General features: G+C 63.6%; 24 protein-coding genes. 16 read left to right on the top strand and 8 right to left on the bottom strand.

Translation table 11 applies throughout. The annotated features are described in order from the left end of the window. Positions 1-3: 3 nt before the first annotated feature. The 3 genes from AC51GR_RS11495 to AC51GR_RS11505 all read left to right on the top strand — a co-directional run bounded on the left by AC51GR_RS11495 (position 4) and on the right by AC51GR_RS11505 (position 3,127). Positions 4-783, top strand: coding sequence for an SDR family NAD(P)-dependent oxidoreductase (locus AC51GR_RS11495; RefSeq protein ID WP_496324777.1), 780 nt, complete (start codon positions 4-6; stop codon positions 781-783). An 80-nt stretch (positions 784-863) separates the two neighbouring features. Then, positions 864-1,724 carry a mycofactocin-coupled SDR family oxidoreductase gene (locus tag AC51GR_RS11500; protein WP_496324778.1) on the top strand — a complete coding sequence of 287 codons (861 nt, stop codon included), beginning with the start codon at positions 864-866 and terminating at the stop codon, positions 1,722-1,724. A 41-nt stretch (positions 1,725-1,765) separates the two neighbouring features. Further along, positions 1,766-3,127 (top strand): cytochrome P450, encoded by a 1,362-nt coding sequence (locus AC51GR_RS11505; protein ID WP_496324779.1) that lies wholly within the window; start codon positions 1,766-1,768, stop codon positions 3,125-3,127. An 18-nt stretch (positions 3,128-3,145) separates the two neighbouring features. Here AC51GR_RS11505 and AC51GR_RS11510 read toward each other — a convergent pair whose 3' ends face one another. Continuing rightward, positions 3,146-3,964 (bottom strand): NAD(P)-dependent oxidoreductase, encoded by an 819-nt coding sequence (locus AC51GR_RS11510; RefSeq protein WP_496324780.1) that lies wholly within the window; start codon positions 3,962-3,964, stop codon positions 3,146-3,148. Positions 3,965-4,227: 263 nt separating this feature from the next. Here AC51GR_RS11510 and AC51GR_RS11515 point away from each other — a divergent pair, with 263 nt between their 5' ends. After that, a complete protein-coding gene (locus AC51GR_RS11515; RefSeq protein WP_496324781.1) occupies positions 4,228-5,520 on the top strand; it encodes an amidohydrolase family protein in 1,293 nt (430 codons plus the stop codon). On the opposite strand, the gene AC51GR_RS11520 is transcribed toward AC51GR_RS11515, so the two are convergent. Genes AC51GR_RS11520 through AC51GR_RS11530 form a run of 3 tightly spaced genes read right to left on the bottom strand, consistent with a single transcriptional unit; the run spans position 5,511 to position 7,660 of the window. Then, entirely contained in the window at positions 5,511-6,077 is a 567-nt protein-coding gene (locus tag AC51GR_RS11520) for a PaaI family thioesterase (protein WP_496324782.1), read from the bottom strand. The genes AC51GR_RS11515 and AC51GR_RS11520 overlap by 10 nt on opposite strands. After that, a complete protein-coding gene (locus AC51GR_RS11525) occupies positions 6,067-6,693 on the bottom strand; it encodes a PaaI family thioesterase (RefSeq protein WP_496324783.1) in 627 nt (208 codons plus the stop codon). Before AC51GR_RS11525 ends, AC51GR_RS11520 begins: the two co-directional genes overlap by 11 nt. A gap of 46 nt (positions 6,694-6,739) precedes the next feature. Next, positions 6,740-7,660: a TIGR03564 family F420-dependent LLM class oxidoreductase gene (locus AC51GR_RS11530; RefSeq protein ID WP_496324784.1), complete on the bottom strand. Its 921-nt coding sequence runs from the start codon at positions 7,658-7,660 to the stop codon at positions 6,740-6,742. Between the two features lie 130 nt (positions 7,661-7,790). Between AC51GR_RS11530 and AC51GR_RS11535 the strand changes: the two genes are divergently transcribed. From AC51GR_RS11535 to AC51GR_RS11565, 7 genes are all read left to right on the top strand, one after another. Then, on the top strand, positions 7,791-8,417 hold the full coding sequence (locus AC51GR_RS11535; RefSeq protein ID WP_496324785.1) for a vitamin K epoxide reductase family protein: 627 nt from the start codon (positions 7,791-7,793) through the stop codon (positions 8,415-8,417). A 101-nt stretch (positions 8,418-8,518) separates the two neighbouring features. Then, the gene (locus tag AC51GR_RS11540; RefSeq protein ID WP_496324786.1) at positions 8,519-9,166 is read left to right on the top strand and encodes a TetR family transcriptional regulator; all 648 of its coding nucleotides are present in this window, start codon (positions 8,519-8,521) and stop codon (positions 9,164-9,166) included. 149 nt (positions 9,167-9,315) lie between these two features. After that, positions 9,316-10,860, top strand: a complete 1,545-nt coding sequence (locus AC51GR_RS11545) for an HNH endonuclease signature motif containing protein (protein WP_496324787.1) — start codon at positions 9,316-9,318, stop codon at positions 10,858-10,860. 335 nt (positions 10,861-11,195) lie between these two features. Further along, entirely contained in the window at positions 11,196-12,728 is a 1,533-nt protein-coding gene (locus AC51GR_RS11550; protein ID WP_496324788.1) for a nitric oxide reductase activation protein NorD, read from the top strand. Positions 12,729-12,748: 20 nt separating this feature from the next. After that, positions 12,749-13,555, top strand: coding sequence for a CbbQ/NirQ/NorQ/GpvN family protein (locus tag AC51GR_RS11555; protein WP_496324789.1), 807 nt, complete (start codon positions 12,749-12,751; stop codon positions 13,553-13,555). Positions 13,556-13,697: 142 nt separating this feature from the next. After that, positions 13,698-14,423, top strand: coding sequence for a hypothetical protein (locus AC51GR_RS11560; RefSeq protein WP_496324790.1), 726 nt, complete (start codon positions 13,698-13,700; stop codon positions 14,421-14,423). A gap of 31 nt (positions 14,424-14,454) precedes the next feature. Next, the gene (locus AC51GR_RS11565; RefSeq protein ID WP_496324791.1) at positions 14,455-14,874 is read left to right on the top strand and encodes a hypothetical protein; all 420 of its coding nucleotides are present in this window, start codon (positions 14,455-14,457) and stop codon (positions 14,872-14,874) included. Positions 14,875-15,003: 129 nt separating this feature from the next. Here AC51GR_RS11565 and AC51GR_RS11570 read toward each other — a convergent pair whose 3' ends face one another. Together AC51GR_RS11570 and AC51GR_RS11575 are read right to left on the bottom strand one after the other, a co-directional pair. Then, positions 15,004-15,603 carry a carboxymuconolactone decarboxylase family protein gene (locus AC51GR_RS11570; RefSeq protein ID WP_496324792.1) on the bottom strand — a complete coding sequence of 200 codons (600 nt, stop codon included), beginning with the start codon at positions 15,601-15,603 and terminating at the stop codon, positions 15,004-15,006. Between the two features lie 78 nt (positions 15,604-15,681). Then, complete coding sequence (locus AC51GR_RS11575; RefSeq protein WP_496324793.1) at positions 15,682-16,515, bottom strand: TauD/TfdA dioxygenase family protein; 834 nt, start codon at positions 16,513-16,515, stop codon at positions 15,682-15,684. 88 nt (positions 16,516-16,603) lie between these two features. Between AC51GR_RS11575 and AC51GR_RS11580 the strand changes: the two genes are divergently transcribed. After that, positions 16,604-17,185, top strand: coding sequence for a TetR/AcrR family transcriptional regulator (locus tag AC51GR_RS11580; RefSeq protein WP_496324794.1), 582 nt, complete (start codon positions 16,604-16,606; stop codon positions 17,183-17,185). Positions 17,186-17,238: 53 nt separating this feature from the next. On the opposite strand, the gene AC51GR_RS11585 is transcribed toward AC51GR_RS11580, so the two are convergent. Beyond that, the gene (locus AC51GR_RS11585) at positions 17,239-17,775 is read right to left on the bottom strand and encodes a hypothetical protein (protein WP_496324795.1); all 537 of its coding nucleotides are present in this window, start codon (positions 17,773-17,775) and stop codon (positions 17,239-17,241) included. A 507-nt stretch (positions 17,776-18,282) separates the two neighbouring features. On the opposite strand from AC51GR_RS11585, the gene AC51GR_RS11590 reads away from it, so the two are divergent. The 3 genes from AC51GR_RS11590 to AC51GR_RS11600 all read left to right on the top strand — a co-directional run bounded on the left by AC51GR_RS11590 (position 18,283) and on the right by AC51GR_RS11600 (position 19,612). Beyond that, on the top strand, positions 18,283-18,546 hold the full coding sequence (locus AC51GR_RS11590) for a DUF6480 family protein (RefSeq protein ID WP_496325052.1): 264 nt from the start codon (positions 18,283-18,285) through the stop codon (positions 18,544-18,546). Between the two features lie 322 nt (positions 18,547-18,868). After that, the gene (locus AC51GR_RS11595; RefSeq protein ID WP_496324796.1) at positions 18,869-19,312 is read left to right on the top strand and encodes a DUF6325 family protein; all 444 of its coding nucleotides are present in this window, start codon (positions 18,869-18,871) and stop codon (positions 19,310-19,312) included. Positions 19,313-19,333: 21 nt separating this feature from the next. Then, a complete protein-coding gene (locus AC51GR_RS11600; RefSeq protein ID WP_496324797.1) occupies positions 19,334-19,612 on the top strand; it encodes an SHOCT domain-containing protein in 279 nt (92 codons plus the stop codon). Positions 19,613-19,681: 69 nt separating this feature from the next. Here the strand turns inward: AC51GR_RS11600 and AC51GR_RS11605 are convergent, their stop codons facing one another. After that, positions 19,682-20,299 (bottom strand): hypothetical protein, encoded by a 618-nt coding sequence (locus AC51GR_RS11605; RefSeq protein WP_496324798.1) that lies wholly within the window; start codon positions 20,297-20,299, stop codon positions 19,682-19,684. 131 nt (positions 20,300-20,430) lie between these two features. Here AC51GR_RS11605 and AC51GR_RS11610 point away from each other — a divergent pair, with 131 nt between their 5' ends. Continuing rightward, a complete protein-coding gene (locus tag AC51GR_RS11610) occupies positions 20,431-21,291 on the top strand; it encodes an LLM class F420-dependent oxidoreductase (RefSeq protein WP_496324799.1) in 861 nt (286 codons plus the stop codon). Positions 21,292-21,361: the final 70 nt, after the last annotated feature.

Here is a 21,361-nt window from a genome sequence, read left to right on the forward strand (position 1 = left end):
CCCATGAATCCAGATGCTGCACAAAGCGATCCGACCGGACGCGTCGCCGTGGTGACCGGCGGCGGATCGGGTCTGGGCGAATCGATCTGTCACCATCTGGGCCGGCAGGGTCACCACGTGGCCATCCTCGATCGCGACACCGCGGCCGCCGAGAGGGTCGCGGCCGACGTGCGGGCGCAGGGCGCAAAGGCTCTGACGGTGTCCGTGGATGTCGCGGACCAAGCATCGGTCAACACCGCATTCGACACGGCCAGGAGCGAATTCGGACCGATCGAGATCCTGGTGACCAGCGCCGGCGTCTCCGGATTCACACCGTTCGAAGACATCACCCTCGATGAATGGAACCGGTACATCGCGGTGAATCTGACCGGCACCTTCCTCTGCGCCCAGGCCGCGATCCGCGACATGGTGGACGCCGGCTGGGGCCGGATCGTGACGATCTCCTCGGCGGCCGGGCAAACCGGCGCCCTTCGCCAGGGACACTATTCGGCCACCAAGGGTGGCGTCATCGCATTCACCAAGACATTGGCCCTGGAATACGCCGCCAAAGGGATCACCGTCAACACCGTTCCCCCTTTCACCATCGACACCCCGATGTTGCGTGCCGCGCAGGACGCCAAGCATCTCCCCGATGCCAAATACATCTCGCGGGTCATCCCGTCCGGCCGGGTCGGGAGCGGCGACGACATCGGCGCGACGTGTGCATTCCTGTGCTCTGACGCCGCCGGCTACATCACCGGCCAGGTCATTGCCGTCAACGGAGGGGCCGTGATGTCGGGATAGCACCCGACGCAACGTTGCGGCAGAACAATTTTCGGCTCTTCACCACATCAGTACTCAGAAACCCCTGGAAGGAACAAAGCATGGGACGTGTTCAAGGCAAGGTCGCATTCATCACCGGAGCCGCCCGCGGCCAGGGTCGCAGTCACGCGGTGCGGCTGGCCGAAGAGGGTGCCGACATCATCGCCGTCGACCTGTGCGAAAACCTCAGCACCGTCAACTATCCCCTTGCCACCCCCGATGATCTCGCCGAGACCGCCCGGCTCGTCGAAAAGCATGACCGTCGCATCGTCACGGTTCAGGCCGACGTTCGAGAACGTGCCCAGATGGTGGCGGCACTGGACCAGGGACTGGCCGAGTTCGGCAAGGTCGACGTGGTTGTCGCCAACGCCGGGATCGCCGCGATGACCGGTGAACCCGGCGTCAACGCCTGGATCGACACCATCGACACCAACCTGCTCGGTGTGATCAATGCGGTGCAGGCGGCGTTGCCGCACCTGCAAGCCGGTGCGTCCCTGATCGCCACCGGTTCCACCGCTGCCCTGATAGACGTGAGCAAAACCGAAGCCCCCGGGACCGAACTCGGCGGCGCCGCATACGTATTGGCCAAGCGGCAACTGACGCAGTTCATGCACATGGTCGCCCTGCACATGGCACCGAGGCACATTCGCGCCAACGTGGTCCATCCGACCAACTGCAACACCGACATGCTCCAGAGTGAACCGATGTACAAGGCGTTCCGTCCCGACCTCGAACACCCCACGCGTGCCGACGCCGAACCCGGATTCGCTGTGATGCAGGCAATGCCGATTCCCTACGTCGAACCAGAGGACATCACCAACGCCGTGTTGTTCCTGGCCTCGGACGAGTCGAGGTACATGACCGGCATGCAGTTGCGGATCGACGGCGGCGGATACCTCAAGTGGTACGACTTCAAACTCTGAGGCGGACCGTCCACAACAGAACGGAGACAGGGAGATGAGTCATGAGCGTTGACCACGGCAGCGACAGCGACCGGAAATCGCCCCGGTTCCATTTCGACCGGCACACCGCGGAATACCGGGAACGTTTCACCGATATCACCGAGGAGATGCAGAGCAAATGCCCCCTCGCGTGGACCGATACCTACAACGGGCACTGGGTTGCCGCCGACAACCGGTCGGTCTTCGAGCTCGCCCGCAGTGCGGATGTCTCCGCCGATCACGATGTGAACGGTGAACGTCGTGGCTACCAGGGCATTTCGATACCCAAGATGATGGAGGTCAGCATCCGGGGCGGCCTGCTGGAGATGGACGATCCCGAGCACAAGATCTATCGCGGCGCACTCAATCCGTATCTGTCACCTGCCGCGATCAAGCGGTGGGAACCGTTCATCGACGATGTGGTGCGCGCCTGCCTGGACGAGAAGACAGAAACCGGCCACATCGACTTCGTCGAGGACCTGGCCAATATCGTCCCGGCCGTGGTAACCCTGGCTATGCTGGGAATTCCGTTGCAGAAGTGGGAGATCTACAACGAACCGGCCCACGCGTCGGTCTACACCGCACCCGATTCGCCGGATGCACCACGCGTGCTGGATCTGTACCTGGCGATGGGGATGGATCTGTTCACGAACCTGGCCGAGATCCGCGAGAGTCCGCGCCCGGGGATCATCAACGCGTTGGCCGGGCTCCGGGTCGATGGTGAGCCCGCCCCCGACATGGAGCTGCTCGGGATGTTGAACCTTCTCATCGGCGGCGGGTTCGACACCACCACCGCGTTGACGGCCCACGCACTGGAGTGGTTGTCGGAGAATCCCGATCAGCGCGAGGTGCTCAGTCGGGAGCGAGACGAGCTGCTCGATCCGGCCACCGAAGAGTTCCTGCGCTTCTACACACCTGCGCCCGGGGATGGCCGGACCATCGCTGCCGACATCGAACTCGACGGCAGGCAGCTCAAGGAAGGGGATCGCCTCTGGTTGTCGTGGGCCATGGCCAACCGCGATCCTGACATCTTCCATGACCCGAACGACATCGTCCTGGACCGCGGCGGCAACCGACACTTCAGCTTCGGTGTGGGTATGCACCGGTGCATCGGCTCCAACCTTGCCCGCACCGTGTTCAAGTCGATGGTGACCGCGGTGCTCGATCGGATGCCGGACTATCGCTGCGTCCCCGAAGGGACCGTCCACTACGAGACCATCGGGGTCATCCAGGGCATGCGGTACCTGCCGGCAACATTCACTCCGGCCCCACGAGTCGGCGCAGGCCTGGACGAAACACTGGAAAAACTGCAGCGCATCTGCGTCGAACAAGAGCTGGCCCGGCCGGTGACCGAGCGCAAAGAACCCGCGCGCATCCACGACTGACGTGCGGTCGACGCGCGATCAGCGCGGGTGGCCCATGGCTTCGAGTGTCGAGTCGGCGGCGGCCAGCACCGCCGTCGACTCGGCCCCGGCGTCGCCGGCCAGACCGGCGAACAATCGGGCATCCTTCTGCAGAAGTGTCCCCGCGAGGGAGGCGATCGCATCGATCGTTCCGCCGGAGGCCGCGATGGCGCCGAGGGCGTAGCTGTTCGCCGATCCCTTGGCGATCACCTCGCCGAGACGCTCCGGATCCAACCCCAATGACCCGCCCAGGGCCAACGCATCGACGACGATGCCGAGGTTGGCGGCGAAGACGACGTTGTTGAGAAGTTTGGTCACCTGGCCAGAACCCAGTGGCCCGAGGTGGACCACCGGTTCTCCGTACGTGGAGAAGACCGGACGGCACCGTTCGACCGTCCCCGCTTCGCCACCGACCATGACCAGGAGATTGCCCGCCGCGGCAGCGTGGCCACCACCACTGACCGGCGCATCGATCACCGTGACCCCCTGCGCCGCCGCCTTTCCGGCCAGTTCGCGACAGGTGTCGGGCGCGATGGTGCTGTGGATTGCGATCACCCCGCCCGGCGCCAGGCCGGCGAGTACTCCGAGTTCACCGGTCACGATCTGCCGCACATCGGCGTCATCGACCACACAGAGGCAGACCAGATCACTGGCTGCCGCCAGTTCGGCAGGTGAGTCCGCCACTCTCGCCTCGGTGTCGACAAAGGATTCCAGCGACGCCGATCGGCGGGCCCACAGCGTGGTGTCATAGCCCGCTTCCACGATCCGTCGGGCCATCGGCGCGCCCTGACTTCCCAGACCTATGAACCCAATGCGCATCGTGTCCTCCACATTCGCGAAATGCTCTCGTGTGTAACGATTTTCGAAATTCCAGCGCGGTTCGATACATTGTCGACCGACCGGCTCCCACTGCTCCGCGCATTGGCGCAGAGCACTTTTCGGGGTTCGCCTCCAAAGAATACCCACGCATCCACTCCCGTCGGCCAATTCGAAGAATCCGACCACACGGGTCACCCATCCCAATACACTCGTACAGTATGCGCCGGCTGTCGACGGCCGGCCCCCCAGCGGAAGGCGTGGCTGTGAACAAAGACGACATGATCCTGATCAGTATCGACGACCACATCATCGAACCCCCCGACATGTTCGAGAACCATCTGCCGGCCAAATACAAGGCAGAGGCGCCGCGACTCGTGCACAATCCCGACGGCAGCGACACCTGGCAGTTCCGCGACACGGTCATCCCCAACGTCGCGCTCAATGCGGTGGCCGGGCGACCGAAGGAAGAGTACGGATTGGAACCGCAGGGTCTCGACGAGATCCGGCCCGGTTGCTACAACGCAGCCGAGCGGGTGAAGGACATGAACGCCGGCGGTGTGCTGGCCACCATGAACTTCCCGTCCTTCCCCGGTTTCGCCGCCCGACTGTTCGCCACCGATGACGCCGACTTCTCCCTGGCCCTGGTGCAGGCCTACAACGATTGGCACATCGACGAATGGTGTGGCGCCCATCCGGGACGGTTCATCCCGATGGCCTTGCCACCGATCTGGGATGCCGAGCTCTGCGCCCAGGAGGTGCGTCGGGTCGCCGAGAAGGGCGTGCACTCACTGACCTTCACCGAAAACCCTTCGGCGCTGGGCTATCCCAGCTTCCACAGTGACTACTGGAATCCGCTGTGGAAGGCGCTGGTCGACACCAACACCGTGATGAACGTCCACATCGGCTCGTCCGGACGCCTGTCGATCCCCTCGCCCGACAGCCCGATGGACGTACTGATCACCCTGCAACCGATGAACATCGTGCAGGCCGCGGCCGACCTCCTGTGGTCCGCGCCCATCAAAGAGTTCCCCGACCTCAAGATCGCCCTGTCCGAGGGCGGCACCGGTTGGATTCCGTACTTCCTCGAACGGATCGACCGCACCTACGACATGCACTCGACGTGGACGAACCAGGATTTCAAGGGCAAGCTTCCCTCCGAGGTCTTCCGCGACCACTTCCTGACCTGTTTCATCTCCGACCCCGTCGGCGTGCAACTGCGCAACGAAATCGGTATCGACAACATCTGCTGGGAGATGGACTACCCGCACAGCGATTCGATGTGGCCGAACGCGCCGGAAGAACTCGAGGGGGTCTTCGCCAAATACGACGTCACCGACGATGAGATCAACAAGATGACCTACCAGAACGCGATGAAGTGGTACTCGTTCGATCCCTTCAAGGACGTCCCGAAGGAGCAGGCCACGGTCGGCGCGCTACGCAAGGCCGCCGAAGGACACGACGTGCAGACCCGCGCGTGGAGCACCCGCGAGAAGTCCGGCGCCAGCTTCGCCGACTTCGCCGTGAAGGCCAAAGAGATCGCGGGCGTTCAGGATTGATCGACGTCCACCGGGGCGGCGGAAGGCGCGAGCCGCGCCTCCGCCGACACGGTGGTCGTCCCATCGACGACGATCGCCCCGTGCACGTGCCGGCCGGACGGATCAGTGCGCTCCGCCGAGAGGTGCAGCTCCGTCAGCAACGGCGTCGGCCGGTGATACCGCACCGACAGCTCCTGCACCACCGCCTGCTCTGTCCCGGCCCCACCGGCCGCCGCGACGACATGGCTGAGCATCATCGCTGACATGCCGCCGTGCACCAACGTTTTCGGCCCCTGATATTGCAGTCCGAGACGACCTGTCGCCGCAACATTCCCGTCGCCGTCGACGGCGAGGTCAAGTGGCGGCGCAATCGGATTCCCCCGACCCGACACCGGGTCACGCTCGCTCGACGAGCCGCGGTGCGCGTCGAGTTGCTCGGTGATCAGGTCGAGCTCGTCGGCCACTGCGCCGAGCCCGGGGTCGGCGGCGTCGACCCGGAGGAGTAGTTCGGTGAGTCGTCGCAACCCGGCCGCCGCCGACGCGATGCCATCGGACTGTTGCGCACCGTCACCCGGCATGGGGCACTCGCTTTCTCGAGGCGATGAACAACCCGTCGGCACTCACACACAGTTCGTCGTCGAGCCAGACCTCCGCGCTCGAATACGCTTTTCTGCCGTCGACTCGTTCGTGGCGCGACCGGATCGTCAGCTCCCGATCGGGTGGCACCGGATGATGGAATCGGATGTTGAGCTGCGCCGTCATCCCTGCGACGCCGGCCAAGGCGTTGGCGTTGGCCAGCGCGACGTCGAGAACCAAGGCGACGGCACCCTCGTGGACGACACCCGGCGCACGTTCATAGGCGGTCGAAAAGGACACCGTTCCGTCGGCCCCATCGGCGCTCACTCCCAGGTCGACGGGCGGAGCGATCGCATTGTGCACACCGACCACCGGGCTGTACAGCGAACCTCTGCCCTCGCGATCCATTGATTCGATCCGATCACGGGCCGAGGGAGCGCGGGCCTCGAGGTCGTCGGCGAGGGCATGGATCCGTCGGGCTACCTCCGAGAGATCTGCACCGGGATCCGCGCCGATCAGCGCCACTGCCGTCCGTCGCACGGCCGCCACCGCCCGAGCGGTCAGGCCGCCGTCACCACCGTCATCGAGATGGCATTCCGCATCAGCGGTGGAGGTCACGTTTCATCTCCTGTCGACACGAACTGGCGGTCGTTGAGTGCAAACGCTACCCGGCTGACGCCAGCTCGCGGAGCAGGTCACGGGTGCGCCGCATCGATCCACGAGGGTCTGGACCCACCGGGGTGATCGCCGCCCAGACATCGGTGGCACCCGAATCGATGAGATTCTGCAGTTGCAGGCGCACCGATTCTTCGTTGCCGACGATGGCGACCTCGGCCGCATCGGTGGCACCCCCGGCACTGATGACGCGCTGGTAGTTGGGCATTCCGGCATACATGCCCGACGTCGCGGCTACGGCGGCGCGAGCTTCGTCGACATCGTCGTGAACCGCCACCGGCAATCCCGCCACGATCCGGGGAGTCGGCCGGCCCGCCTGCGCAGCCGCAGCACTGATGGCCGGGGCGATCTGCGATTCGATGACCTTCGCCGAGGCCATCCACAGCACGGTCCCATCGGCGTACTGCCCTGCCACCCGCAGCAACCGGGGTGACATGGCGGAAAGCAGCACCGGTACCTGATGTTTGACCGCTGTCATCCGGCCTGCACTCTTGGCGGTCCAGTCGTCTCCACGGAAATCGACGTCCTCGCCGTGCAGCAGCGCGGCGATGATCTGGATGTACTCCTCGGTATTGCGCCCGGGTCGCTCGTACGACAGCCCGTAGACGTCCTCGATGAGAGGTCCGTGGGACGGCCCCAACCCCAGGGTGAAACCGGGTCGTCCCATCGCCTCGGCGACCGCGGCAACACGGTTGGCCTGCAGCAGTGGATGGATCGGATAGGTCTGGAGGACAGCGGTTCCCAGCTCGATCGAGGAGGTGGACCGGCCCGCCACCGCCAGTGCGGCAAGGGGATCACCCGCGACGGTGCTGGCGTACCAGAGGGAGGTGAAACCGTCCGCCTCGGCCCGCTCGGCCTGCTGGACAATCTTGTCTGTCGACGAAGCCCCGCCGGTCAATCCAATTCGCATAACTCTGCCAACCTGCCTGTTGAAGGTGATCCCGCCAGCCTATACGACTGTATGGCATCCCCCCGCACCCCGACCGGCTCGCCTGCAGGTCAGCGTAGATTCGTGGCATGAACGGCGAGGCGATGTGGCGATGACAGCGACAGACGTGTCCACTTCGGACAGCACCGACGACGCACCACCGGTCCTGTTCCCTCGACTACTCCCCTGGATCCTCGGCATCTGCGCGGTCCTCGGGCTGGCGGCGTCGTTCACCTTGACCGTCGAGAAGTTCGAGCTGACGGCGAACCCGGACTACGTGACCAGTTGCGATATCAGCCCGGTATTGAATTGCGGCTCGATCATGGACACGTCCCAGGCGGCGCTCTTCGGCTTTCCGAACTCGCTGATCGGACTCATCGGATTCTCGGCCCTGCTGGCGATCGCCGTCATGATGGGACGTAAACCATCTGCCCTGGTGATGCTCGGCATGCAGGTCGGACTGACCGCCGGCGTCGTCTTCGTGCACTGGCTTATCTTCCAGAGCCTTTACCGCATCGACGCGTTGTGCCCGTATTGCATGGTCGTCTGGGTCGTGACCATCGTTGCCTTCTGCTACGTGAGCCTGCGCAATGCCGACGACCACATCCCCGACGGTTTCGGGCGGACGATGGTGAACGCGGCCCTGAGCATCCATTCATTGATCCCGGTCGTGTGGATTCTCGTGATCGCCGGCCTGATCGGACAGCATTTCTGGTGGTACTGGTCGACGCTGATCTGATACCGAGCGGTCAAGCGCCCGCCCAGATCAGACCACCACCGCGATCGGGTTCGCGGTGGAGAACAACCGCACACGCGTGATCGCAACCTAGACTCGGACAGATGACGGGTCAAGGCAACGCTGCGGAGAAGAAACCAGAACCACCGACCCCGGACAAGCCGAATGGGCGTGCGGCACAGCGCCTCGAGACACGTCGACGGATCTTCGATGCAGCGGTGGCCGAGTTCAAACGAACCGGCGTGGCCGACGCGGATGTCGGTGCCATCGTGGCTGCAGCAGGCGTCGCACGCGGCACGTTCTACTTCCATTTCCCCAGCAAAGAGCACGTACTCATCGAGATCGAGAACGCCGAGGTTGCCAGGGCAGCACGAGATCTCGAGCGATTCATCGCCAAGTCGACCGATTTGTCCGCAGTGTTCTATGAGACCGTCCGCCTGACGAAATCAGCGAAGCGCAGGCTGGGAAAGAAGCTGTTCCGGGACGTCCTGGCCCTCTACTTCTCCCCCACCCGACCACAGCTCGATCCCGCCCCCGCCAAGGGACTGTCCGTCATCGAACTGGTCATCACGCAGATCGAACAGGCCCGCGATCGTGGTGAGATCCATGCCGACGTCGACCCCGCACACAGCGCACTCTTTTTCTTCCTCGGCCTCTACGCCTACCTGACCGTGAGTCACGAAGGACCACAGGATCCCCACGCACTCGACCAGTACGTGGCCGGCGTGATGAGAGGCCTCGAACCCCGCTGACCGACTGCGCGATTGCCCAGCCCCGTGCGCAACACGTTGCCGCGCAGGGGTGCTCAAGCACAGAGCCTGTTACTCGAACAAACATTCGACACATTGGGATTTCCGGTGTATCCTGATCGTAAGCGTTTTGATCAGATGTGCTGGGGGGCATGATGACTGACGATCCACCTGTTGACTCTGCGGTTGATTCCTCGCCGGTTCCGGTACTGGTGCGCAAGTACCTCGAGTTGGAGTTGCTCGTTGCCGATATCGCGGACTGCGCTGATTCCGATATGTCTGGCGCGGAAGTCAATGAGCTTGTGCGGGTGCATGAACGGATCGCCCGTAAGGTCGAGTTCACCGGGTTGCGTCACCTGTTGCGGGTCTCGGATCGGTCATCGTTTACCGAAGCCGGATATTCGTCACTGTTCGGTTTCACCCGTAGCGAGTTGCGGCTGACCAAAGGGCAAACCATGTCCCGGATCCGGGCCCTGGAGGCGGTCGGCCGATTCCATACGATGCAGGGTGAAGAGTTGGCGCCGAAATGCCCTGCCGCCGAGCAGGCATGGTCGAAAGGCTTGATCGGGGCGGCGCACATGGATGTCATGCTCGATGTGCGCAAACAGATCCCGTCGGCCTCGGATCCGGCAGTCTATGACGTGGTCGATCACTGGATGACCGAAGAGGCCGTCGGCCAAGATCCCACCCAGTTGACCGCGGCCGGCCGCGCGGTGTTGGCCCGGGTCGACCCTGATGGCCGGTTGACCGACGATTCGGATCGGGCCCGTAAACGGTCGATGGGTATCGGGGATCAGGGTGTGGATCTGATGGCCAAGATCACCGGCACCCTCGACCCCGAAACCCTCGCCCTGTTGAGGACGGTGATGGACGTGTGGGCGGCACCGGGGATGAACAATCCAGCCGACCCCAACTCGCCGACCGGAGCCAGTGATGATCCGAAACAGGACAACGAGCTGGTCAGAGCTGCGGCCGAACGCGATACCCGCTCGAAAGGCCAACAATTCCACGACGCGCTCAAGGCGATCCTCAAGACGATTTTGGAGTGCAATCTGCTGGGGAAGTCGCATCGGGGTTTGCCGGCCCAGTTGATCGTCACGATGACCAAGCAGCAGCTTGACGAGTGCGCGGGGATCGCCCGAACGGCGTCGGGAGTCGATATTCCGGTCAAAGAGGCCCTGAATCTGGCAGCCCGGTCGGACAAATATCTGGCCGTGTTCGCTGACCACTCCGCTGAGGTGTTGTATCTCGGCCGGACCAAACGGACCGCGCAGAAGGGGCAACGGTTGGCGTTGTTCGTCCGGGATCGGGGGTGTTCGCATCCTGGTTGTACCAATCCGGCGACCTGGGTCGAGGCCCATCATCTGCTTGCCTGGATCAACGGTGGCCTGACCGACATCGACATGATGGGATCGGCGTGCCCACCGCACCACAAACTCATCGGTGACGGACCGCATCAGTGGCAGACGATCATGATCACCGAAGGCCCCGACGCGGGTCGGGTCGGGTGGATACCCCCGGCGTCGGTGGATCCGGAAAGAAAACCGCGGGTCAACCGGGCCCAACACGTCAACGAAACCCTCGCAGCAGCCTGGGAGAAGGTACTGGCCGATCGCCGGGCGGTGTTGGCCGAAAAGCTGGCGGAACTGACCGACGACGAATCTGACATCCCACCAGATCCCGGTTGCGTCGAATAACCGTCACTGGAAGCACGTTTCGGGCAACAAGGTGGTCAAACGCAGAGTCGGAAGTGCGGCCACCGCGACGACAGGCGTGCGCTGCGTCTGACCCGCCAACTCCACCCATTGACACTTTTCATTGACATCAGTCAGCGAACTGGTCTAGAACTGACATATCCGCCGAGATCGAGATGGGGTCCTGGATATGTGGCTGGACATTCTGCGACTGGTGGTCGCTTGGAGTGCGATGGGCGCCGTGATCGCGTTTTGGTATTGGGTCATGAAGAACATCGGTACGTTCTGATGGCCATCCTCGGCGGAGCGAAAATAGCTGGCGACGCGACTGATTCACGATGAACGCGACGCCGATCCCAGCTGCGCTGCGCCTCGAGCGCAGCTGCGGCCTGACTGCCGTTGCCTTCTCGGGGCGACGCCGGAGCGGTGCCCGACTGATGTCAGGCGAGCATCGAACGTTCGGACTCAACCGCCTTCAGGACATCGTCACGGTGCCCTACCCGCCGATCTTGACGGATTGGACAACACGAACGCTGACCTGCGGTGTCGCACTGCAGTGTTCGCCGTCCAAAGACGACATCGGACGCTATCCGCTTCACGAACTCTCAACTCGTGAGCTGGCGGCATTGTCCATCGTCGAGGCCGAGGTCGCGCTGCGCTGGATCGCTGACCACTGGCCCGGACTGGTAGCGGAACTAGATCGCGTCCTGACCGGACTATCGGTAGCGGACAGCGCTTTCAACGCCACCGAGATGCTCCGGCGTGCGGACATGATGGCCAGATCGCGCGAGAGAATCGACCCGCACCCGCTTCTCGGACAACTACCGCTCCGGGCTCCGGCCGGCCGCGGCCTGGCTGCCGCGGTCAAGAGGGCGTACAGCCGGATGCCGTGGACTTCTCCCCGCAGCGATGCCCAGCGACTGCTGTCAATCCCGGTCGGGGGTGAAGGCGGACTGCGTAATTCGAACCTTCCACCACCGAGTCGACCCGAGGACGAGGACATCGAGATCCGGCCGGACCAACGGGTGGGTATCCCATACCCCGAGTGGAACGCATGGCGCGAGAGCTTCCTCGTCGACCATGTTGCGGTGCTGGAACGAAAGCACCGAGGTACCGGCCGGCCGGGGTCACCGGTGTCGACAGATCTACGGCGGTGGTTCGCCGAACACACCCACCGATCGATCAGGAGTCGGCTGGAGGACGGATCCGACCTCGACATCGACTCGTACGTCAGCCACCACATCGATCTGATCACCGGAGAAGCCGGCGAGCCCCGAGTGTTCCGGGAGCTGTTGCCCATGTCGCGAGACGTGACCACCGCTCTGCTCCTCGATGGCAGCTCCTCACTCGGAATTCGCCGTGGCGAGGTCTTCGAGTTGGAACTGGCCTGTGCAGACGCACTTTCGCGCGCGATGATGCTTGCCCGAGAACGCCACGGAGTGTTCGTCTTCAGCGGTAACACCCGCCACCGCGTGGAGGTGAACTGCCTCAAGGACTTCGACGACAAACACGTGGTCGTTCCGAGTGGTTCAGGCCTGGCAACCGGTGGCTATACCCGGCTCGGCGCCCCTATCCGACACCTCACGAGCCGCCTGCTGGCCCAGCCCTGCGAGCGGCGACTACTCATCGTCATCGGCGACGGACTGATCTCCGACGAGGGCTACGAGGGGCGTTATGCCTGGGCCGACGTCGCACACGCCCTCGAAGAGGCCGACGAGGCCGGGATATCGGTCTACTACATCGGTGTCGGTCCGGCCCGAGTCGATCCACTGCCCGAAGTCTTTGGCCCCCGACGTTCCCAGCGAATCCGACAGGTCGAACAACTCCCCCGCGTGCTGGCCCATGTTCACCGAGAACTCGTCAGCACCTGACCGATTGGAGCACAAAGACCTTGACCACCGACCTCTATCTCCCCACCGGCAACGAAATCGAGATGTTCGAGCGCGCCTTCGGCCAACAGCTTCCGGTGATGCTGACCGGCCCCACCGGTTGCGGTAAGACCCGGTTCGTCGAGCACATGGGCGAACTGCTGGGCACTGCCGTCGTCACCATCAGCTGCCACGATGATCTCACCAGTTCGGACCTCGTCGGGCGATTCATGGTCACCGGTGGTGACGTGCTGTGGACTGATGGCCCACTGACCCGTGCGGTGAAGGAGGGTGCGATCTGCTACCTCGACGAAGTGGTTGAAGCCCGTCACGATTCGCTCGCGATCCTGCATTCGCTGACCGACCACCGCCGGGCCCTGTATCTCGACCGCGCCAACGAAGTCGTCCAGGCACCGCAGTCGTTCATGGTCGTCTGCTCCTACAACCCGGCGTACCGCAGCTCACTCAAGGATCTCAAACCTTCTTTCCGGCAACGGTTTGTGACCCTGCCGATGCACTACCTCCCACCCGACCGCGAAGCCGCCGTCCTGGTGACCGAAGCCGGCATTGATATCGCCACGGCCAACCGACTTGTCCGCTGCGCCAACAGCATCCGCGAGGCGGACGAGGTATACCACTTTGAACCACCGTCGACGCGTGTGCTGGTTACCGCTGCAAGGCTCATCGCCGCGGGAGCGTCCGAGATGCAGGCCGCCGAGGCATCGATCCTGGCACCGCTGAGCACCGACGGCGCCATCAGCAGCGGCCTCAAAGAAGTCGCCGCGGCAAGTCTGAAGGCCACCGAATACCAAGAATCACAATCATATTGATCGAGGGAGCGGTTCATGAACGAACAGGACAGGCGGCGCAAACGGGCGCTGATCGTCTTCCAGATCTTCGTATACGGCTTCCTGCTGTCACAGTTCTTGATCCAGCTCTATATGTACACCGTTCGGGATTGGTAGGCCGGCAATGAATCTCCCTTCGATCAACCTGCGGCGCGAAAAGAGCACAGGCAATACCTCCACCTCCACCTCCTACGACGAACATCAGGACGACTCGCGGCGTGCACAACGCGAAACCGATTGGTGGCTCACCATCGGGACGCTGCTGATGGGAACGCTGGTCCTCGGAATCTTCGGTCTGCCCGTCTTCCTGCGCGGCGTGTGGCTCCAGCGCCGCGCACAACTAGAAGGCCTGTCGGTCCGGCCGATCCTCGTCACACTGATCGGTTACCTGGTGATCCTCGACGCCGCGCTCAACAGCCTCGGTTGGGCACTGGACCTGATCGCAAACCACACCCTGATCAACCGCGTGATCCTCACCGCCTGGGGAAACATGTTCGACGCGGGTTACTTCTGGCATTACAACGAGCTGTGGATCGGCGGCGCGGGCGGCCCGGGCGAAAAGGGTTGGGAGGTGGCCCTGATGCTCACCGTCTTCCCGATGCGTATAGCGGCCGGCATCGCCTTCCTACAGATGAAGCGCTGGGGCCACCAATGGATGATCGTCACCTGCTGGTTCGGGGTGGTCATCTGGATCGGCTACACGTTCAACATGACGATGTACGCCGATGTGCGTTACTCGGGGGTGGTGCTCCCGGTGATCGGCTGGTGGCTGTACGACATCTTCTACATCACCCCGTTTTTGGCGATCCCCTACCTGCACACGGTGAATCGAGAGATCTTCACCGACTGAGTGCCCATCCAACCGCCAGAAGGAGGACATCATGTCCGCAGAGTCCCCGAAATCTCCATCATCCGGCGAGTCACCCGACGAGGACCTGCCACTGGGTACAACGCCCCCCTATGCCCGCATGCACAGGTTCATCAAACGAGGAGTGTTCGTCTGCCTTTTCGCGCTCGTCATCGAAGGCGCGTTCACCGTTCCGGCACTGGCGATCTGGTATGGCTACCCCACCCTGTCGTTCCAGGAGATCTGCAGCGAGATGTTGAAGGTCCGCTACTCCGATGACACCCTCGAATGTGAGTACCCGTACCCGCTGTTCGGACCACCCGAAGGTGCCGGCCAACAGACCGCCGAAGACGAGTGGGGCGTCCAGCCGAAACCTGGCTGGGACCCGATCGGCTTCCGCGAACTCGTCCGAAACCACGAGGAACGCGAAGCCCGCGAGGCCGCCGGAAACTAGTCGCGCCCCACCGTCGACCGTGCCGATATCGCCGTCGACCGTGCCAAAGTTGCTACCGCACGGGCAGTTTCGGCACGCTCGACGGTTTCTTTGGCACGCTCGACGGTGATATCGGCACGGTCGGTGGGGTCAGGTTGCGCCAAAGCCGGCCCGCTTCAACAGATCTGGTATGTCGGAGTCGATCTCGAGTTCCAGTGACTTGAACAGCCGCGCCAACGTGTCGTATGCACCAACGGTGAAGATCAGATCGAGAATCTGCCGGGTGTCCAGGTGCGCGGCAAGCGTCTGCCAGGTCGCCGAGCCGATGCAACCGTCGCCGATGAGTTCATCAACGGCCGAGAGCATGGCAGCATCCAACTCGTCCCAGAAAGGCGCCGTGGGGCCGTAGGCGATTCGGCCGACCTCCTCATCGGTCAGCCCGGCATCGCGGGCCATGAAGAGGTGTTGAATCCACTCGTATCCCGAGTCGCGGACCGCTGCGACCCGCATGATGAGCATTTCACGTTGCCGCTCGGACAAAGTGGTCGCCATCAACAGGTGCCCATTGAAGGTGAAGAACGCCTGCGCCAAGGCCGGGTGGTGCGCGAGTGTCCCCAACGTATTGAGCGCTTTGGGCCGGTCCTGCGTAGGGGGCTGCGGATGCCGAGGGTTCGGCGGTGTCATCGCGGCGAGGGCCTGGCGCATCTCCTTCGGGAACTCACGAAGCGGTAAGGGCTCGATTCGCGCCATGTCAGGTCGTCCCTCCACTGTTCACCGGGATCAAGTGCCCGATCAGAACTCGCTGCGTGGTAGATCCGGTTGCCGCCACTACGAAACCGCCTCTTCGCCAACAAGAGTCGTCCGATGCATCAGCCGCCTCGACGTCGGCTCATACGGCGTCGCCCGGTGGAGAAGGCCGGTGTTGTCCCACATCACGAGATCTCCCACCCGCCAACGGTGACGCAGGACGAACTGCGGCTGCGTGGACCATTCCAGGACACTGTCCAGCAACGCCCGCCCATCTGCCGGGCTCAGACCGACGACTTCACCGGCCGTGGCGCCGATCAACAGTGAATGGCGTCCATCGCGGTGCTTCCAGACCAGCGGGTGTTCGCGTGACGGAAGCCGGTCCCAGACGGCCTTCTCTTTGTCGGTGGCGTCGGGATGAACCAGTAGCTGCGCGGCGGCCATGCTGTGGACGACCCGGTAACCGGCCAGCTCGACCTTGCGGCTCTCCGGGAGCGCGTCGTACGCGGCGTAGGTACTCGCGAACTCCGTATCGCCGCCGTCGTCGGCGATCTCACGCGCCGCGAGCAACGCCGCCTTTTGTGGCACATCATCGGTCAGGCCGTCCACATGCCAGAAGATGGTGCTGCGGCGCATCGCGGCCAGCTTGCTCTTGGTGGGATCGAGGGTGATGGGTGAGACCTCCGGATGATCCGGCAGCCCACCGACTTTGCCCACCGCCACATCGCCCAGCATGCGGCTGAACGCGACCAGGTCGGCGTCACCGATGTGCGCCTCCCGGAAGACGACGACGCCGTGACGGGCCAGTAGCCGTAGCGACTCGGCAGCCGTCCCCGGATCGCTGAACATCGACGGCGACGCGTCGGTCACCTCGACACCGATCGATGGTGATATCTCGCTGGTGATCATGGCCATGTCCCTCCTGGTCGATGGGGGAACACTAGGACCGATCAACCAATGTTGTCAATGACTACATTGATCGTTGATTGGTAGAGTCCCACGCATGGACAGGGCCTATCACCACGGAGATCTGCGGGCCGCCCTCCTTGTCGAAGCCGAAGAAATACTCCGAACGTCCGGCATCGAAGCCCTCTCGTTACGCGAACTGGCAAGGGCGGTCGGGGTGAGCCACGGAGCACCCCGCCGGCACTTCGACGACAAGGCGGCGCTGCTGGAATCGCTTGCCATCGAAGGATTTCGGCGACTGGGTGCCGCTCTCGAGACCGCGGCAGCACCTGACCATCGATCCTTCACGACCACGATGCACGACGTCGCGGTGGCGTTCGTCCGGTTTGCCACGAACAACCCGTCGTTGGTCGATCTGATGTCCACGTATCGGAGGGGCGACGTCTCGGACGAGCTACGGCATGTGCGCGCAGCAAGCTTTGCCCCGGCGGCCGCCATGATCGACCGCGGGCAATCGCAGGGTGAGCTCGTGGACGGAGCGCGAACGGTCGGAACCCTGTTCTTCGCCACGCTGCAAGGCATTTCCGTGATGGCGAACAACAAGACCATCGACCCGCTGGACGATCGGTTCATCACCGAGATCATCGATGCGCTTCTCCGGGGCCTGTCCCCGAAATGAGCATTCGCGAAATGATCTCACCCCGGACGGATCACTGATCTATCGACCTGCGGCTAGTGCCCGAACGCCAACTTCAACGCGACGATCACCATGGCCAACGCCCCGAGACCGATCGCGGTCCAATGGGTTCTCGAGGTCACCCGCTCTCTGCGGATCCGCACGATCACGTAGCTGATCGTCGCGATGCGAAGAACCATGAACAGCTCAGCGATCAGTTGTGCGGTCCTCGGCTCGAACAGACCCACCACCGCAAGGGCGAGGATGAGACTGGGGATCACCGCCGCGATCAGGATCGGCAGGCTGTCGCGCAACTCCGCCAGCCGGTCCTCGCGGGTGGTTGTCGTATGTTCACGAACCGACCGGCCGACGAGTTCAGCGAAATAGTGCGCGATGAAGGTCGTGACGGCCGCACCGACGATGACCGCGATGCCGAACCTGTCGTGCGACTCCGTGACCGGGATCAGCGCCGCCAGCACCAGGATGTTGCCGTAGATGTAGGCGCTGATCCGGGCTGCCATCTGCTCGCGCGTCAACGAACTGCCGCCGACGAACGGTGTGCGGTTCACCAGCCGAAGAAATCTCTCCTTCATAGCGGGAAGCATGGCATACCCCGGTGGTCACCATCTCGACAAACGCCCGAGCCTCCCACAGCGTCGGTGAGTTGGTCGCTGATCGATCCGTGGCGGAATCGGTAGCTCCGGCGAGTCGAAAACCGCCTGCGGTCCCCGGATTTCGTGGATTCTCGCGTTGCGCCGCCAGGATCATCCGCGCGTGGTCTCGCACTCTGCATGCCAAAACCCGGATGGGTCCAAAAGGCCGTTCTGGCAGACATCGCCGTGTCCGCGTCGGACGGGATCGACGGCGCGGTTTCAGCAGGCATCACCCTCACGAAAAAGAAGCGCAGCACCTCACGGTTCGCGTTCCCGATCTGTTGTCCACGCACTCCGCGCCGGCCTCGCGCGACGTCATCGGTCAGGCCGAAGGCATGATCGTGGAGGGATTCACCGTCGATGCCGCACAGGCTGAGCAACGCCGTGACCCCGATCGCTTGGTTCATCGCTGACAAATTGGGTACGTCGTACTGGAACACACACACGATGGATCGTTGGGAGGACCACGTGAACGACCTACCTGATAGTGGTACAGACCCGGAGCGCACGCCAGGGTTGGAGGGCGCCACCGGCGTCGAACCGGGGGCGACACCCCCGGAGGCGTCACAGACGTCTGGAGTGTCAGAACACGAGCCCCGGACCTCACGACACTTCCCGCCGACGGGCGTTGCGACCATCGCCGGCGTGATCGTTTTCGTCGTCATCTTTCTGGTCGTCGCAGTAACCCTCATCGTCATGATGGTTGCTTGACACTGATTTCCTGAAACAGCGGGTGATTGACGACGCTGCGCAAAGAAAACCGAACGTGGGCTGCTCCCAGGCCCCGGCTCGAGGGCTCCGAGACCGCGAATCCGTAGACCCGGGTGGTCGGATGCGATCGGGGTTCAATGCGTCTGAAAGAGGTACGCACCGGTATCGGTGCCCAGGACAGCTGAGCCCGGTCGGCGACCCCCGGCCTGCAGAGATCTCATCCAAAACAGGTGAGGTCCGGTCGGCGGAGCCCGCGCACAATCGATTCGGCAGCACTCGCCACGTGGGCGCGGTGCACCCCGATCGATCGGAGAACCCGACCATGACCGAACTTGATTTCGATGACCTCGGCCCAGTTGATTATCTGGTGATCGAGTTCCCGGCCGATCGCACTCCCGATGGCTCAGCGCTTCCGCTGCTCGTCGATCTCGTGGAACGCGAGGTGATCCGGGTCCTGGATCTGACGTTCGTCCGCAAGGAACTCGATGGGTCGGTGAGCGGCGTGGCCATCGAGGATTTCGGACTGACCGGCGACTTCGACGTCACCCTGTTCGCCGAGGCGACGTCCGGTCTCATCGACCGCACCGACCTCGACGAGGCCGCCTCGGTCCTGCAACCGGGATGCTCAGGCGCCGTCCTGATCTACGAAAATCGTTGGGCCGCACCCTTCGCCGCCAGGTTACGACACAACGGCGCGCAACTGGTCGCCTCCGGACGGATCCAAACCCAAGCCATCTTGGCTTCCCTCGACGCGCTGGACGCCTGAACCGAAAGGCCAAGGAACATCATGCCCGGACTACTTCGCGGAGTCGCCCGCACTGCTGTCATCGCCGGAACCGCAACCTCGGTGTCCAACCGGGTCTCACGGCGTCAAGGTCAGCGTTGGGCCGAACAGGCCCAACCACAACAGCAGCCCCCGCAACAACCCCAGTACGCGCCGCCACCGCCCGCGGCGCCTCCTGTCGACCGGATCGGCGCCCTGCAGCAACTCGGCGAACTCAAGGCCCAGGGCGTCCTCACCGAGGCCGAGTTCGCCGCCGAGAAGGCCAAGATCCTCAACAGCTGACCGCGAATCCCGTTGACTGCGCGAGCAAACGGGCTGGGACCATCCGGCATTCCAGTTCGGCGCGTAGACCTATTTCCTCATCCGATGACGGAAGATTCTTCTTCGTGAGCCTGTCGCACCCTCGCGTCTCCGCACGGAGCCGATGTAGTCGCCGAGGAGGGCGAGTTCCGTGCCGTCAGCAGGCGTCGCCGTACCGTTGCGTGTTTTGCGCAGCAACTTGTTGTAGTCCTCCACTGCCGCCGCCTGCTGTTCCGGGTTCCACGTCGACCATGGACGTTGCCCGTCGTGCGCTGCGCGCCAGTTGTAGGCACCGCCACGGTCACCGCCACGCAGGGTCGCAAGCACCTGGGCGGTCAAACTCCGCAAGATGTAAGCCAATCCGCCGTTCTGGTACTGCCAGACATGCACCATCTCGTGGATGAGTATCTGTCTGCCTCGCCGGGTCAGTTCGAGGCCATCTCCGTCGAAGAGTCCCCACGCCGCCTTGAGATGGATCGTCGTACCCAGGGTGACCGGCGACCCCATCGCAAACAGGCTGCCACGGGTGAGGCGAATCGCGCTGTAGTCGAGGCTGTCGGCGAAAACATCGCGCGCATAGTCGATCTCGCCGGTGGTCAACGACCGCTTCCTGGGGATGAAGGCATCTCGCACCGAGATCCGCGGGCGTTTCGCCGTGTTGTCGGGCACCCGTTCATTATCCGGACAAAGTGCCCGATGTGGGGACCCGGCTCCAAATCGTCGGGTCGTTCCGATAGCGTGCACAGGCAGCGACCGATAACACCGACGGCGCCCGGATGGCGTCGGACGAGGAGGCAGTCATGCAGCTCAATGGGGTAGGCGTCTGGAGTTCACAGTTGCGCTACGGCGATCCTGCCGAATCCGCAGAAGCTGCCGCCGAACTGGAGTCACTGGGATACACCGCGCTGTGGATACCCGACGTCGGCGGGCCGGTGTTCGACTCCGTCGGCAATCTCCTACAGGCAACCAACGAGACGGTGGTGGCCACGGGCATCCTCAACCTCTGGATGCATGAGCCGGCGGATGTGGCCACCGATTACCACCGCATGGTCGGTGAGTACGGCGACCGTCTCTTGCTCGGCATCGGTGTCAGCCACGCGCCACTGATCGACGCCAGTGAGCCGGGCCGTTACAAGAAGCCGCTGGCTGCGACCAAGGCGTATCTCGAGGCGATCGACGCGACCGAGCAGCCGGTCCCCCTCGATCGACGGGTACTCGCCGCGCTGGGGCCAAAGATGTTGCACCTGTCGGCAACTCGCGCCAACGGATCCCATCCGTACCTGGTCACCCCCGATTTCACCGCGCAAGCCCGAGAAGCACTCGGCTCGGGGCCACTGCTCCTTCCCGAGCAAACCGCCATCTTGACCAACGATCGTGACCAGGCGCGCGCCATCGGCACCGAGTGGCTCCGCAATTACCTCGGGCTTCCCAACTACGCGAACAATCTCCTGCGGTCAGGATTCACCCAGGAAGACCTCGACACCGTCAGTGACCGGGTCTTCGACGCGATCATCGCCTGGGGCGACGAAGAGACCATCCTCCGCCGGGTCCGAGAACATCATGCCGCCGGCGCCGACCACGTGTGCGTGCAAGTTCTCGATGCCGACCCGAAGGCCTACCCTCGCGAGCAGTGGCGCCGCCTGGCAGCTGCCTTGAACTGACCGGGTCGCCAGACCGACTCCGACGACCCGGTGTTGTTTGCGCTGCCACTGGGTACTCCGCGGCATGCCC

The sequence above is a fragment of the Williamsia sp. z71 genome, assembly GCF_059553375.1.